This is a genomic window from Synechococcus sp. Minos11 (assembly GCF_014279855.1).
Taxonomy (GTDB): domain Bacteria; phylum Cyanobacteriota; class Cyanobacteriia; order PCC-6307; family Cyanobiaceae; genus RCC307.
Genome location: NZ_CP047953.1, coordinates 1337843 through 1351260, shown reverse-complemented (window position 1 = coordinate 1351260; position 13418 = coordinate 1337843). Strand labels below are relative to the sequence as shown.

The window sequence follows — 13418 nt, the reverse complement described above, 5'->3', positions numbered from 1 at the left end:
GTCAGGCTGACGCTCTACACCCCAGCCTGGGATGGCTCACGCATGAAATTTTCCGTCTCCGATCTGCTGGATCAGCTGCGGGGGGACGCGGTGCTGCCGCTGACGAATCTGGAGAAGAAGCTGGCCCTTAAAACCGCGGTTGAGAAGGCCCAACTGGAATTAGCGCTGCAAGCGCTCGCCAAGGTGGGCGTGATCGCCAGCGGGGAGGAGGGAATCAGTCGCGCCTCCAACGACGCGATCTTTGAGGCTCGGGTGCGCTCCTCTAGCAAAGGCTTCTGTTTCGCACTGCGGGAAGACGGCGGTGAGGACGTCTACCTGCGGGATCACCAGCTCAACCATGCCTGGAATGGCGATCGGGTTCTGGTCAAAGTCACCCGTGAAGGCGGCAGGCGCCGTTCTCCGGAGGGAGTCGTTCAGTGCGTCCTCGAGCGAGCGAACACCACGGTGTTGGCCCAGGTGGAGCTCCAGGCCGAACAGCTGGTGGCTGTTCCCCTTGATGACCGGCTGCATGCGGCTATTCAGCTTCCGGAAACCGACGCCGCCCACGCGGAAACCAGCGATACCGCCGTGGTGGAGGTCAGCCTTGACCGCTTCCCGGTGGGCCAGTTCCCGGCCCAGGGGCACGTCGCCCGCTCCCTCAAGGTTCAAGGTTCAGAAGCCGATGATCATGAGCTGCTGTTGGCGCGCCATCGCCTCAACACCAGTGGCTTTAGCGGTCGTGCCAGCCTCAAAGTTCCAGCCGAATCAGGTCGTGATGATCTGACGGCGCTTCCCACCGTGTTGCTGCAGGGGTGGAGTGCCAAAGATGCCCCGCTGCTTCCTGCGGTGTCCCTGGAAGCCCTCGATGACGGTGCGCAACGGCTGTGGGTTCACACCCCGAGCGTGGCGGAACGCTTGGCCTTGGAATCACCCCTGGAGCGTTGGTTGCGTCAGCACGGCGAAGCCCTCAGCCTTGGCAGCAGCTGGATTTCACTGCTGCCGGCCACACTCCACAAGGCGGCGGCCTTGGTGGCAGGCAAAAGCCAAGATGCCCTCTCGGTGGCCTTGGATCTCAGCGCCGACGGCACGCTGCAGCACTTCCGCTTCTGCCGCTCGCAGGTGCAAGTCGATGGGGTGCTCGATCTCAAAGGCCTGGCAGCTCTTCTGGCCCGCAAGCCCAAAGCCCGCACCACCCCCGCTGCCCTCAAGAGCCTGAAGGACCACCTGCCCCTGCTCGAGCAGCTTCAGGCGTTGGTGGAGCTGCTGCGCCAGCAACGGCTGGCCACCGGCGGCCTGGAATTGGATCTCCCCGTGCCTCCGCTGGAGCCCCTGGCGGAGCTGGCCTCGGGCCTGCCTGATCAGCGCTGGCAGGGATGGTTGCCGGCCTGGTCGGCGGATCAACCCTTGCATTGGCTTCGGGAGCTGCTGCGTCCGGCTGAACAGGCCCTCGGACGCCACTTTGCGGCCCTGGAGCTGCCTGGCCTCTTCCTCACCCATGGGGCGCCTGATCCCGGCCAACTCAACGATCTGGTGAAGCTGGCGGTTGGCTTGGACATCCCGCTCGAGTTGGGCAGTGATGGCAATGCCCCGGCCGCTCAAGCCCTGGCCGCTGCGTTTGCCGGCACCGATCGCAGTCGGGTGCTGCAGCAGCAATTGCGCGAGGTGACGACGCCGGTGCAGCTCAGCGCTGAGCCTGGGGCCAATGCCTTGGCGGCTGAGGAGACGGCCTATGCCCCCTGGTGCTGCCCGTCGCTCCACTACAGCGCCATCTGGAACCAACTGCTGTTGGTGGCCCTGCTGAGTGAGGGCAAGGATCGTCCCAGCGTGCGCCACAAAACCCGTCTGGATCTCAGCTCCGAGAGCTGCCACGGACAGGTGGAGTGGCCCTTGTTCAGCCCCAGCCTGATGGCGCAATTCCAGGACCCCATGGCCTCCGGCCTGGTGAGTCGCCTCAATGGCCGCGCCCGTTCGGCCGATGAAGTGGAGCGTGATGCCTTGGCTCTGGTTCAGGCGCGCTCTGCCCAGGGGCTGGTTGGTCAGACCTTGCCCGGCGTGATCAGTGGCATCCAGAGCTACGGCTTCTTTGTGGAGATCCCTCCCACCCAGGTGGAGGGGTTGGTGCATGTCAGTTCCCTCAAGGACGACTGGTACGAGTACCGCTCGCGTCAGCATCGTTTGGTGGGCCGCAAAAACCGCCGCACCTACAAGCTCGGCGATGCCGTCGAGGTAGAGGTGCAAAAGGTCGATGTGTTGCGCCATCAGATCGATCTGGTGGTGCCCGATGCCGCTGAGGAAGGGGATGACAACGACGCCAGCTAACGATTCAGCACCGCTGCTCCTGGCGGTCTGTGGCGCCTCAGCTCAAGTCCTGGCTCTGCGCACCCTGCAGCTGTTGCTCGAGGCCGATCAGGCCGTTGAGCTGGTGATCAGCCGCGGTGCTTTTGAGGTTTGGCGCGCTGAGCTAGGGCTGGTGCTGCCGGTGAATCCAGCTGAGCAGGAGAGGGTGTTGCGCGAGCAGTGCGGCACAACGGCCGGCAGCCTGCGCTGCCACCGCTGGAATGACCAGGCAGCTCCACCGGCCAGTGGCAGCTATCGCTTGCGGGGGATGTTGATCCTGCCGGCCTCCATGGGCACGGTGGGCCGCATCGCTTCCGGGGTGGCCACCGATCTGATTGAGCGCGCTGCCGATGTTCAACTCAAAGAGGCGCGGCCCCTGGTGATTGCTCCAAGGGAAATGCCTTGGAATTTGATCCATTTGCGCAACCTCACCCAGCTGGCGGAAGCGGGTGCTCGCATCGCCCCGCCAGTGCCAGCCTGGTATGGACAGCCGCAGAGCCTCGACGACATGGTTGATTTCATGGTGCAACGCACCTTGGATCTGTTTGGTTACGACCTCGCGCCCCTGCGCCGTTGGCAAGGTGCGGTGGAAGGGGCTCAAAAACTGTCATGAAGCGTTGGCTGCTGCTGCCGCTGTTGCTTCCCCTGGCGGCTGCGCTGGCAGTCGCTGTTTTGAATCTGCGGGTGCCGGCGCGACTGCGTCTGTTGGTTTGGACCAGTCCGCCACTTCCGTTGGGAACGTGGGTGTTGATCGCCGCTGGTGGTGGTGCTGCCGCCGCTGCTCTCGCTGGTTTGAGTGCCCCTGGAGCTCCGGCCCGCCAGCCGCAACCCTGGGAGGAACCGCGTCGCCGTCGCACCCGCCGAGCGGTGGATGCCCCGGATGAACCGCTGGACTCCAGCGAGGCAGAGCCGCCCTTTGATGCGACCGAGCCTGCAACCCAGCCGCCACCAGAGCGCTCACCCCATGAGGCACCACCCACGGTGGCTGTGCCCTTTCGGGTTGTGCAGCGCTCAGCTAGTGAGCCAGCCCCATCCGGGAGTGTGGATGACTGGGCTGATGCTGCTGACGATGACTGGTGAGTAGCCTGCTGGACAGCTCTGACAGCAGCGCTTGAGCGACTCGGCGGCCACCCCAGACAAGCCCACAGACCAGCCCCAAGCGGCGAAGGCGCCTCCGGCGAAGGCCAAGCCGCCGAAGCCGGAGGACAAGCCCTTCGCGGAATTTGTGCCTCAGCTGCTGATTCCAGCGCTGGCCAAAGAGATCGAGAGCTATGGCGGCCCTGCCCCTGCGCTGGAGCTCGAGCAGGCCGCGATGCCGGTGGTGGGGGAAACCTGTTGGCAGATTCGTGGTGAATTGCCTGGTGATCGGCGCTTCTGGCTGTGTTTCACCAAAGACGACATCCAGGCGCCCAAGACCTTTGCCATCGCCGAATCGGGAGCTCCACCAAGCCTGTTGGAGTCGTTTTTGATTGATGAAAAGCGCATCACCCTGGCGTTGCTGGTGAGCCGAACTGTGCAGAGACTCAACGGTCAGAAATGGTTAGGGCCCAATTGAGCGATAGAGCCCTTACAGTGATTGGCTAGTCAGCACAAGACGACAGGATGGTTCCCCCCACCGCGATCGCCGAAGCTTCTCGCTCTGGAGGCGAGCCAGCCATCAAGGATCCGGTGAAGGACACGATCCTGACGCCGCGCTTCTACACGACTGATTTTGAAGCGATGGCCGCCATGGATTTGCGGCCGAATCAGGAGGAGTTGGAAGCGATCTGCGAGGAGTTCCGCAAGGACTACAACCGCCATCACTTCGTCCGTAATGAGGCGTTCGATGGTGCAGCCGACAAGCTCGATCCAGAGACGCGCCGCGTGTTTGTCGAGTTCCTCGAGCAGAGCTGCACATCGGAGTTTTCAGGATTCCTGCTCTACAAGGAGCTCAGCCGGCGCATCAAGCAGAAGAATCCGCTTCTGGCTGAGTGCTTCGCCCACATGGCTCGCGATGAGGCCCGTCATGCCGGCTTCCTCAACAAAGCCATGGGCGACTTTGGTGTGCAGCTTGACCTCGGCTTCCTGACGGCGAACAAGGCCTACACCTTCTTCAAGCCGAAGTTCATCTTCTACGCCACCTACCTCTCTGAAAAGATCGGCTACTGGCGCTACATCGCCATCTACCGCCACCTCGAGCAGAACCCCGACAGCAAGATCTTCCCGATCTTCAACTTCTTCGAGAATTGGTGTCAGGACGAAAACCGCCACGGCGATTTCTTTGATGCCCTGATGAAGGCCCAGCCCAGTTCGGTGCGGGGGCTGCAGGCTCGCCTCTGGTGCCGCTTCTTCCTGCTGGCCGTATTCGCCACCATGTATGTGCGTGATGTGGCCCGCAAGGAGTTCTACGAGGCGCTCGGCCTTGATGCCCGCGAGTACGACAAGTACGTCATCGCCAAAACCAACGAAACCTCCGCCCGAGTGTTCCCGGTGGTGCTCAACGTGGATCACCCCAAGTTCTATGAGCGCCTTGAGCGGATTGTTGGCAACAACAACGCCCTCTCCCAAGTCGATGCCAGTGGCGCTTCGGCGCCCGTGAGGTTGCTGCGCAAGCTGCCCTTCTGGGGCGCGAACGCTCTTGAGATGGCCAAGTTGTTCTTCGCTGCCCCGATTCGCAGTGAGAACTACCAGCCCGCGATTCGCTGAGGCTGCTGGTGAGTTTTCTCGATTCGTTTTGGCAGCAGCGTCTTGAGCTGCTGCTGTCAACTGGTCGCGCTGCCGGCGCTGACCTGGTGGAAGTCTTCCTTGAGCGCGGCGACCGTCTCGGCGTGATGGCCGAGCAGGAGCGGGTGACCAGTGTCTCGCCCGCCTTTGTCTCAGGGGCTGGTGTGCGGGTCTTCCGGGGCAAAGACCACGGCTACCGCGATGGCTTTGTCAGCACCAACGACCTTTCGGAAGCTGGTTTGCTGCAGGCCCTCGATCAGGCCCTGGGGATGCTGGGCTTAGAGCGCAATGGCGCTGCAGCTGCTGCTGATTTTCAAGGCTTGCCCGAGCTGAAGGACTACGGCATCAGCAAACAAGGCTGGTTGGATCAATCCCCCGGTGTGTCGGTGATCGCTGAGCGCTTGCTGGAAGGCACCGCCAGGCTTGAGCAACACGCCCAACATCTGCAGGCGCGCCGTGGCAGCTACTCCCGCGATTGGCAGGAGGTCATGGTGGCCGCTAGTGATGGCACCTTCGCCCGCGACTTACGCCTGCACCAAACCCTGGGCCTGAGTGTGCTGGCTGCCGATGGCGAGCACCGCGCCAGTGTCGCTCGTCGGTTTGGCAGCACCGACCATCCCGACGATTTGCTGGTTTGGGATGCCGATAGCACCGCCCGCGACATCGCTGCCAGCACCGGAACGATGCTCTACGCCGATTACGTCGATGCCGGCACCTACCCCGTGGTGCTCGCCAACAAATTTGGTGGCGTGATCTTCCATGAAGCCTGCGGCCATTTGCTGGAAACCACCCAGCTGGAGCGCGGCACCAGCCCCTTCGCTGGACGGATCGGCGAGCCCATCGCCCATGAAGCGGTGACAGCGATTGATGAAGGCCTGTCCAACCGTCATTTCGGCAGCATCGCCATGGATGACGAGGGCTTAGAACCCCAGCGCACCACCTTGATCGAGAACGGTGTGCTGAAGGCTTTCCTCTCCGATCGCGCTGGTGAGTGGCGCACTGGTCAGCCCCGCACCGGCAGCGGCCGGCGCCAGAGCTATGCCTTCTCTGCTGCCAGTCGGATGCGGAACACCTTCATCGCAGCTGGCCCCCATAGCCCGGCTGAATTGATCGGTTCGATCGATAACGGTCTCTACTGCAAGGTGATGGGCGGTGGCAGTGTTGGTCCCACCGGTCAGTTCAACTTCTCCGTTGAGGAGGGGTATCTGATTGAAAACGGCGAACTCGGCAAGCCGGTGAAGGGCGCCACCTTGATCGGTGATGCCGAAACGGTGATGCCACGCATCTCCATGTGCGCCAATGATCTCGACTTGGCCGCTGGCTTCTGCGGCTCGGTTAGCGGCAGCGTTTACGTCACCGTTGGCCAGCCCCACGTCAAAGTCGACTCGATCACGGTGGGGGGACGCTGATGTTGAACTCCGATCTACTGCACGATCAGCTCAGTGCCTTGGCGCAAAACCATGGACTGAGCCGTTGGGATATGGGAGCGAGTTGCAGCACGGATTTGTCCGTGCAGGTTGACCGCGGCAAAGCCCATCAACTCAAGGGTGCCCAACGCAGTGCCGTCACCGTTCGGGTGTGGAACAGCGATGGCCGCGTTGGCATCACCAGTTGCTCGGACCTCTCAGCCGATGGCCTGGCTCAGGCACTCTCTGGAGCTGCTGAGGCCAGTGCCTTTGGTGATCTGCAAGATCCACCGGATCTCTCGCCTCGCTCCACTGAATCCCTGGAGCCCCTGAAGCGGGAGCCGCAAGCCACGCGACCGATCCAGGAGATGGTGCAAACGCTGATCTCGGCTGAGCAGCGGCTGTTGGATTGCCATCCCAGCATCGGCACCGTTCCTTACAACGGCTTATCCCAACGGCGGGGTGAACGGGTCTACCTCAATAGCCTCGGCGCTCGCCGCCATGAGGAGCGCAGCTCCGCCAGTCTTTACCTCTATGCCCGCGCGGAGGAAGCCGGCCGCAAACCACGCAGCGCTGGAGCCGTTCGCCTCGGCCATGGCACCGATGAACTTGACGTTCAGGGCTGCATCGACGAGGCCGCTGAGCTGACCATTTCCCATCTTGATTACGCCCCGATCGATACGGGCACGTACACCTGCGTGTTCAGTCCAGAGGCGTTTCTCGATTTGATGGGGGCCTTCAGCAATCTGTTCAACGCCCGATCGGTTCTCGATGGCCTCAGCCTCTCCAAGCGCGAGTCCCTCGGTGAATCGGTGGCGGTGCCCTTCTTCAGCCTCTGGGATGACGCCCGTCATCCGGCCAATTTGGGGGCTTCGGCGTTTGATGGTGAAGGCACCCCAACGGCTCGTCTGCCCCTGATTGAGGGCGGTGTCCTGCGTCAATTTCTGCACAGCGAAGGAACGGCACGCCAGTTCGGTGTGGCCTCGACCGGCCATGCCGGCATGGGTGCCAAGGTCTCGGTGAGTCCCGATTGGTTTGAAATCGGCGCCACACCTGGCGCTGGCTGTGGTGATGCCTCGTTGAACCGCTTCCAGGCCGATGGTGTGGTGTGGATTGATTCCCTCTCGGCTCTCCACGCCGGTGTCAAAGCCAGCCAGGGAGCCTTCTCTCTGCCCTTTGATGGTTGGCTCGTCAAAGGTGGTGAACGCCGCTCGATTGAAGCCGCCACCGTCGCTGGCGATATTCGTCAGGTGCTGAAGTCACTGTTGGCATTTGAAGGTGAAGCCCAGGTGACGCCTGATGGGCTCTGCCCCCATGTGTGGGTGGAGGGTTTGGCGATCACCGGCGAGGCCTAGTGCGGGTTCTGTTCTGGGGAACGCCGGCCTATGCCGTGCCCACCCTGGAAGCCCTGCATGGGGCGGGCCATCAGATCGTTGGTGTGGTTACTCAACCCGATCGCCGGCGCGGTCGCGGCAGCTCATTAATGCCGTCTCCGGTGAAGGCGCGTGCCTTGGACCTGATCGGTGATGTTCCGGTGCTGACGCCTCAGCGCATTCGCCGTGAACCTGAGACCCAGGAGCAGTTGGCGGCTTTGCAGGCTGATCTCTCGGTTGTTGTGGCGTTTGGTCAGTTGCTGCCGCCGGAAGTGTTGCAACAACCCCCCTTGGGCTGTTGGAACGGCCACGGCTCGTTGTTGCCGCGCTGGCTTGGAGCGGGGCCGATTCAGTGGTGCCTGATGGAGGGTGATGCTCAAACCGGTGTCGGCATCATGGCCATGGAGCCTGGGTTGGATACCGGCCCGGTGCTGCTTGAGCGTGCCCTCGATGTCCAGCTGCTGGAGAACGCAGCGGGATTGGCCGAGAGATTGAGCCATCTCACCGCGGAATTGTTTGTGGAGGCTTTGCCAAGGATTGAGGCGGCAGGTCCTGGCCCAGAAGCTGAGCGCCTCAGCCGGTTGGCGGTGACCCCCCAAAGCGACGAGGGCGTCAGCTTGGCTCGCCTGCTCAGCAAAGACGACTACCGCATTGATTGGAGTGAGCGCGCCTTGGCAATCCACCGCAAGGTGATGGGGCTGTTTCCTGGTGCCCACTGCAGCTGGCGCGGCAAACGTTTGAAGCTCCTGGCCACCGAGCCGTTGGTGGCCCGCTTGGCCGATCAGTTGAGCCCGCAAGCCGCGGCCTTGAGTCAGCGCCAGTGGCCGTCAGCGGAACCGGGTTCCATCCTCGAGGCGGTGCGCGGTGTGGGCCTGGTCCTGGCCACCAGCGGCTGTCCGATCCTGCTGCGGCAGGCGCAACTGGAAGGCAAAGCAGCCAGCAGCGGAGATTCGTTGATTCAGCAGCTCAGCTGAGGCTGTAGTGGCTGCAGCGCTCGCAGGGGCCTTCTGGCAGCACGGCGCAACGCAACAGGGGGCTGCGGGCATTGAAGCGGCAGCTGGGATCGCCAATCACCCAGCGATCGTTCCACCAGCGGGAATCGGCGGGTTGCTTTTGGGCTTTCACCATCAAGGCCACGCCGCTGAGTTGGTAGCGGCCGCCCCTGAGGCGGTAGCGATGTCGCCGTTGCAGCACCAGGTAGCTCAGGCCCTCCACCTCCAGCCAGCGGCCCGGCTGAGGCACGTCTTCCAGCATCAAACGGTGCAGCACCTGCTCACTTCCGGCCTGGCGCAGTTCAACGGCCATGCTCATGGCTGAACCTCTTCGGCCTCCGGATGTTGGGCTGAAAATCCCCACAAAAAGAGCAGACCCACTAGCACCAGTAAGCCCCATTCCGGCAACTCCAGATCGGGGCGGAACACCCGAACACTGAGTTGAATGCCCACCAGGCCAACGGCCAGATATCCCGCTGCCTCCAAGCGCTGATAGCGCTGCAGCAGGCGGATGAACAGTCCAGAGCTCAAGCGCAACGCCACGACCCCCACCACGCCGCCGGTGATCACCAGGCCGATCCGGTCGCTCACGGCAACCGCTGCCGCCACGCTGTCGAGGGAAAATGCCAAGTCGGTCAGCGCGATGGTGAACGCTGTTGCCGCTAAGGATTTCGCGGCTGCTTCTGCTGGTCCTGGAGACTCTTCCGATGCGGCGTCATTGTTGTTGGCGGACTGCAAAAAAAAGTGGCTCATGCAGAGCCAGAGCAGATACACCGCACCGGCACCCATCAACGGACGGAAGTTCAGCACCCACTGCGCCGCCAGGATCAACACCACCCGGAACAGCAAGGCAAAGATCAGCCCCAGGTTCAAGGCCCGCTGTTGGGCCGCTGGATCAGGTTGTTTGCGGGCGATTGCCGCCAAAGCAATGGCGTTGTCGGCGGAGAGAACGATCTCAAGCCCGATCAGCACTGGCAGGAGCAGGGCCACTTCCTGCCATGCGTCGGCCGCATGCAGCAGGGGCGTGAGGGCTGAGCTAGTGGACGCTTCCATGGCACCGGTCGTGCCGGCAGCCTAGAAAGCACCGGTTGAGATCGCCTTGATGGGCCGAGACGCCACCTCTGTCGCCCCCGGTTTGGTGGAGCTTCTCCACGCCGATGCGCAGCGGGTGATCGTGCGCATCACTGCCGGTCAGGGGGCTGCGCTGCAGTCGGCTTTGGGGGAAGGCAGCACCGCTGAAATCGCCGAAGACCGTGCGCGGCAGCGCCTGGCCCAGGCGTTGCCGCAGCCACCAGTTCGCAACCCGGCTCCGGTTCCCGCACCAGCTCCTGCACCAGTTGCCGCCCCAGCACCAGCAAGTGCTCCCCCCTCGCCTCAGCCTCAGCTCGAGCTTCAGCCTTCTCCTGAGCCGCCGCCCTCTTCGCCGCAAGCCGCACCTGCCCCAGTAGCAGCTGAGCTGCCGGTGATCCCAGAGCCAGTCCATGAGCCACCGGCGGAGCCCGACGATTGGAGCGAAGAGCTCACGGCTGTGGAGATGGAGCTGCAGCGCTTGGGCTGGCAGCGCGAGCAGGAGGGTGAATTCCTGCAGCGGGCTTTTGGCCATCCCAGCCGTACCCGGCTGGTGAATTACGCCGATGTGGTGGCCTATCTCAAGGCCTTGCGTTGCCTCGAGCCCGGCTGCGCACCAGGTTCAGCGCCGGTGCCCCTGCGCCGGCCCGATTTGCTGCGCTGCAGTGATGAGCTGCTTGGGCAGCTGCAATGGGGTGCAGCCCAAGGCCGCCAACTGCTGGAAGAGCAGTTTGGGAAAGCCAGCCGTCAGCAGCTCAGCGATGAGCAACTTCTGCATTTCAACCAGCTCCTCGAGGAGCAATTGATTCAGGTGGGCTGATCCTCAGCAATAGCGCTTGGCCATGGCTTCACCAACGCTGCCGGGCTGGATGGGCACCCAGCCACTGCCCAATTGACCAACGGCCACTTGATTGCCGTAGCAATCCAGATTGAAGTTCAAATCGCTGGAGGCTCTGCCTGTGGCATCAATGCGATGCGCTGAGATCTCGCGCACTGCGTAGTTGGTGCTTTTGAGCTTGGTGTAAAAGTCGCTGCCCGTTTCGGTGCGCATCAGGTAGTCGTGACCCTCTGGAATCCCTTCAGTGGCCACCGGACGATTCAGCCTTGTTGTCTGCTGGCAACCCTTGAAACCGGCGATGGCAGCCACGATCAGGCCGCAGGCAAGGGCGATTTGTGCCGCTCGATTCATCGCCTTGCTCATCCGCCCTCGCTTTCTTTTTGCGATGGAGCCAACGCTATGCCAGTCGCTTGCTGGGCGGACTGCTGTCCCTGCCGCTAAGCAAACGGCACCCCAATCTGATCAAGGCCGGCGGCTAAGTCCATCGGCATTAAGGCGCATTGCCTTTGACCACCGGCAGGGCAAAAGTATGGGCATCGAACACGGAGGCGCCCAATGGACGACACGCCACCTGAGACATCAACCGCAGCACTCTGAGCGAGGCGCCTGCTCCAACAGTCTCCACAAAGCGTGGGCGAGGAGCTGAGTTGACCACCGACTGGACGTTGATTCAGCGCCACTCCTCTGCATCGTTGAGGTGCCCCATAGGAGTCCGCCCGATACACCTGGACCCTTGGCCCCAGGTTCGCCTTTGACCAGACGCTGCCCAATCAGCCATCACGAAAGCCGCTCCTCCCTTGAGGGGCGGCTTTCTGCTTGTTGCGGGGTTCAGGGTTCCGTTAACACCTCCAGCTTGCGCTGCTCTTGCTCCACCTGCTCTGCATTGGGCGGCTCCATTTGAGGTACGCCCGTTTGTAGGGCCTGGCAGCCGGCCAGCGCTAAAGCCATCGCGATCACGGCAGCGAGCATGGGGGGCTGGCAACGGAAATGTTTTGGGGGCCTGCGTGCTGGCGGCCCCCAAGGTGCCGGGTTGTTACCCCCGTGGATGGTCGCCCACAAGCACCAATGACAGTGCTAAGCACGCCGGATTTTGTCGCCAAGCACGGGCTAAATGCTTTGGGCTTAAAGGCCAAAGAAGAACAGTGGCAGGGCAAAGGTGTAGAGCTCGGGCTGCGGCTCAGCGGGAAACACGGCAATGCAGGCCATTTCCCGATCCTGGAAGCAGTCCTGCGACTTCATCACAAACTCGGTGGCATCCCCAGCGCCCCACATCAACTGACCCTGTTGGCGCTCTTCGAGGTAGGCGTCGTAGAGGGTGTTGAATTCGTCGCTTTCGCCGACGTTGTTGGCCATGGTGTCCAGGGCCGCATCAACGCCTTGGCTGTTCACCAGAGCCAAGAACTGCTCCATGAGGGGATGGTCGATCACCGTGGAAGTGCGGATGAAGCTGCCGATGCCTCCCACAGAGCTGTTGTGCACCGCGGGCAGGCCGCTGCTGCAATCGATCACCGCGCAGCGCAGCGATAGCGACCAGCGCTCCGTTTTGGCGACTTGCTGCGCAATGGGGATCAACTGCTCTCGGTTGGCCGCCACCAGCTGGTCGAGATCTGGATCAAACGCGTCGAGCATCGCTCGAAGCTACCGATAGAGGTGGCTTCAGGCTTTGCGGCGCCAGCCCTTTTGCACAGAACTTGAAAATTGATTGATCAAGGCAATGGCGCCGATCAAGGCGGCCAGTGTGATCCAGCTGGGCAGGTCGCCCTCTGAAAGAACATCCATCAGGCGCCACCTTTTTGCTGACGTGCCATCAGCTTTTGTGCGGCCTGCAGGCGTTGGGCTTTTTTGTTGTGGGCTCGGATGATCGTCAGTGCGCTCATGGGTTCTCCTTTCGTCTTTCCTTGCTCTAGAGCGGCTGTCAGGTCACAAGGAAGCGCTCAAACCGATCCGTTGGGTTCGGTTTTGCGACCCTCTGAGCACCTCTGGCTAAGACGCTCCTAGAGAGCGATCAGCCGTGAGTGGTCTCGACTTTGATGGTGACTACGGCCGCCAGTACCGCCAGCGGATTCGCTTATCGATTCCGGCCTATGACGCGGTGTTGGAACTGGGCGCCGCCGCCTTGGCGGCCAAGACGCCAACTGCTCGCCAGGTGCTGGTGGTGGGACCGGGCGCCGCTGAGGAGCTCCCAGGCCTGCTTCAAGCCATGCCGATGGCGCGCTTCACGCTGCTGGAGCCCAGCGGGCAGATGGCCGAATTTTGCCGCCAGCAGATTGCCTCGCTCCATGCCATCAGCCGCTGCTCGCTGCAACAGCAAAGCCTTGCCGGCAGTGGCTTCGATCCCGAGGGGTTTGATGCTGTGGTGTGTCACCACGTGCTGCACCTGTTGCCTCCGCAGCAGCAGCAGCAGGACTTGGCCTCGATGCTCAGCCAGCTCGCTCCTGGAGGCTGTCTGTTGCTGAGCAGCTACAGCGAGCCATCGGGGCAAGAGAACGACCCAAGCCTGCTGGAGATCATCAAGGCAAGGCTGCGCATGCTCGGCATGGATGAGGCCACCTTGGAGTTGTTTCTCTCGGGCAGGAACAAGGTGGTGTTCTCGTTGGCTGAAGAGTTGATTCAGCAGCAGGCGCAGGCCAGCGGTTGCGCTCCGCCTCAGGTGCTGTTGCGGGCAATGTTCAACGGCCTGTGGCTGATTCAGCGGCCCGCCACTTGAGGTGCCTGTAAGCGA

General features: G+C 62.5%; 16 protein-coding genes. 10 read left to right on the top strand and 6 right to left on the bottom strand.

Going from position 1 to position 13418, the window contains the following annotated elements:
• Nucleotides 1–42: 42 nt before the first annotated feature.
• Genes SynMINOS11_RS07490 through fmt form a run of 8 tightly spaced genes read left to right on the top strand, consistent with a single transcriptional unit; the run spans nt 43 to nt 8772 of the window.
• Nucleotides 43–2298 (top strand): RNB domain-containing ribonuclease, encoded by a 2256-nt coding sequence (locus SynMINOS11_RS07490; protein WP_186547674.1) that lies wholly within the window; start codon nt 43–45, stop codon nt 2296–2298.
• The gene (locus SynMINOS11_RS07485; protein WP_011935896.1) at nt 2279–2929 is read left to right on the top strand and encodes a flavin prenyltransferase UbiX; all 651 of its coding nucleotides are present in this window, start codon (nt 2279–2281) and stop codon (nt 2927–2929) included. The genes SynMINOS11_RS07490 and SynMINOS11_RS07485 overlap by 20 nt, the downstream gene beginning before the upstream one ends.
• Entirely contained in the window at nt 2926–3396 is a 471-nt protein-coding gene (locus SynMINOS11_RS07480; protein WP_186547672.1) for a hypothetical protein, read from the top strand. Before SynMINOS11_RS07485 ends, SynMINOS11_RS07480 begins: the two co-directional genes overlap by 4 nt.
• Before the next feature lie 31 nt (nt 3397–3427).
• On the top strand, nt 3428–3871 hold the full coding sequence (locus SynMINOS11_RS07475; protein WP_186547670.1) for a DUF2996 domain-containing protein: 444 nt from the start codon (nt 3428–3430) through the stop codon (nt 3869–3871).
• 47 nt (nt 3872–3918) lie between these two features.
• A complete protein-coding gene (acsF, locus tag SynMINOS11_RS07470; RefSeq protein ID WP_186547668.1) occupies nt 3919–5001 on the top strand; it encodes a magnesium-protoporphyrin IX monomethyl ester (oxidative) cyclase in 1083 nt (360 codons plus the stop codon).
• 8 nt (nt 5002–5009) lie between these two features.
• A complete protein-coding gene (locus SynMINOS11_RS07465; protein WP_186547666.1) occupies nt 5010–6428 on the top strand; it encodes a TldD/PmbA family protein in 1419 nt (472 codons plus the stop codon).
• Complete coding sequence (locus SynMINOS11_RS07460; RefSeq protein WP_011935891.1) at nt 6428–7780, top strand: TldD/PmbA family protein; 1353 nt, start codon at nt 6428–6430, stop codon at nt 7778–7780. The genes SynMINOS11_RS07465 and SynMINOS11_RS07460 overlap by 1 nt, the downstream gene beginning before the upstream one ends.
• Entirely contained in the window at nt 7780–8772 is a 993-nt protein-coding gene (fmt, locus tag SynMINOS11_RS07455; protein ID WP_186547664.1) for a methionyl-tRNA formyltransferase, read from the top strand. The genes SynMINOS11_RS07460 and fmt overlap by 1 nt, the downstream gene beginning before the upstream one ends.
• Here the strand turns inward: fmt and SynMINOS11_RS07450 are convergent.
• Nucleotides 8765–9103, bottom strand: coding sequence for a DUF6464 family protein (locus SynMINOS11_RS07450; protein ID WP_043738131.1), 339 nt, complete (start codon nt 9101–9103; stop codon nt 8765–8767). The two genes, fmt and SynMINOS11_RS07450, sit on opposite strands and share 8 nt — an antisense overlap.
• 2 nt (nt 9104–9105) lie before the next feature.
• A complete protein-coding gene (locus SynMINOS11_RS07445) occupies nt 9106–9843 on the bottom strand; it encodes a TerC family protein (RefSeq protein ID WP_186547662.1) in 738 nt (245 codons plus the stop codon).
• A 49-nt stretch (nt 9844–9892) separates the two neighbouring features.
• Here SynMINOS11_RS07445 and SynMINOS11_RS07440 point away from each other — a divergent pair, with 49 nt between their 5' ends.
• Nucleotides 9893–10678, top strand: coding sequence for a hypothetical protein (locus SynMINOS11_RS07440; RefSeq protein ID WP_186547660.1), 786 nt, complete (start codon nt 9893–9895; stop codon nt 10676–10678).
• 3 nt (nt 10679–10681) lie between these two features.
• Here the strand turns inward: SynMINOS11_RS07440 and SynMINOS11_RS07435 are convergent, their stop codons facing one another.
• The 4 genes from SynMINOS11_RS07435 to SynMINOS11_RS12960 form a co-directional block, all read right to left on the bottom strand.
• On the bottom strand, nt 10682–11059 hold the full coding sequence (locus SynMINOS11_RS07435) for a hypothetical protein (protein WP_186547658.1): 378 nt from the start codon (nt 11057–11059) through the stop codon (nt 10682–10684).
• 465 nt (nt 11060–11524) lie between these two features.
• Nucleotides 11525–11665 (bottom strand): hypothetical protein, encoded by a 141-nt coding sequence (locus tag SynMINOS11_RS07430; protein ID WP_186547656.1) that lies wholly within the window; start codon nt 11663–11665, stop codon nt 11525–11527.
• A 153-nt stretch (nt 11666–11818) separates the two neighbouring features.
• On the bottom strand, nt 11819–12325 hold the full coding sequence (locus SynMINOS11_RS07425; protein WP_011935884.1) for a hypothetical protein: 507 nt from the start codon (nt 12323–12325) through the stop codon (nt 11819–11821).
• A 27-nt stretch (nt 12326–12352) separates the two neighbouring features.
• Complete coding sequence (locus SynMINOS11_RS12960; RefSeq protein WP_255445343.1) at nt 12353–12475, bottom strand: hypothetical protein; 123 nt, start codon at nt 12473–12475, stop codon at nt 12353–12355.
• 232 nt (nt 12476–12707) lie between these two features.
• Here SynMINOS11_RS12960 and SynMINOS11_RS07420 point away from each other — a divergent pair, with 232 nt between their 5' ends.
• A complete protein-coding gene (locus SynMINOS11_RS07420; RefSeq protein ID WP_186547654.1) occupies nt 12708–13403 on the top strand; it encodes a class I SAM-dependent methyltransferase in 696 nt (231 codons plus the stop codon).
• Nucleotides 13404–13418: the final 15 nt, after the last annotated feature.

What these genes read in the sequence shown, in the direction of transcription:
- SynMINOS11_RS07490 (WP_186547674.1), top strand. Translation starts at nt 43, where the DNA reads ATGAAATTTTCCGTCTCCGATCTGCTGGATCAGCTGCGGGGGGACGCG.
- SynMINOS11_RS07485 (WP_011935896.1), top strand. Translation starts at nt 2,279, where the DNA reads ATGACAACGACGCCAGCTAACGATTCAGCACCGCTGCTCCTGGCGGTC.
- SynMINOS11_RS07480 (WP_186547672.1), top strand. Translation starts at nt 2,926, where the DNA reads ATGAAGCGTTGGCTGCTGCTGCCGCTGTTGCTTCCCCTGGCGGCTGCG.
- acsF (WP_186547668.1), top strand. Translation starts at nt 3,919, where the DNA reads ATGGTTCCCCCCACCGCGATCGCCGAAGCTTCTCGCTCTGGAGGCGAG.
- SynMINOS11_RS07460 (WP_011935891.1), top strand. Translation starts at nt 6,428, where the DNA reads ATGTTGAACTCCGATCTACTGCACGATCAGCTCAGTGCCTTGGCGCAA.
- SynMINOS11_RS07450 (WP_043738131.1), bottom strand. Translation starts at nt 9,103, where the DNA reads ATGGCCGTTGAACTGCGCCAGGCCGGAAGTGAGCAGGTGCTGCACCGT.
- SynMINOS11_RS07445 (WP_186547662.1), bottom strand. Translation starts at nt 9,843, where the DNA reads ATGGAAGCGTCCACTAGCTCAGCCCTCACGCCCCTGCTGCATGCGGCC.
- SynMINOS11_RS07440 (WP_186547660.1), top strand. Translation starts at nt 9,893, where the DNA reads ATGGGCCGAGACGCCACCTCTGTCGCCCCCGGTTTGGTGGAGCTTCTC.
- SynMINOS11_RS07435 (WP_186547658.1), bottom strand. Translation starts at nt 11,059, where the DNA reads ATGAGCAAGGCGATGAATCGAGCGGCACAAATCGCCCTTGCCTGCGGC.
- SynMINOS11_RS07430 (WP_186547656.1), bottom strand. Translation starts at nt 11,665, where the DNA reads ATGCTCGCTGCCGTGATCGCGATGGCTTTAGCGCTGGCCGGCTGCCAG.
- SynMINOS11_RS07425 (WP_011935884.1), bottom strand. Translation starts at nt 12,325, where the DNA reads ATGCTCGACGCGTTTGATCCAGATCTCGACCAGCTGGTGGCGGCCAAC.
- SynMINOS11_RS12960 (WP_255445343.1), bottom strand. Translation starts at nt 12,475, where the DNA reads ATGGATGTTCTTTCAGAGGGCGACCTGCCCAGCTGGATCACACTGGCC.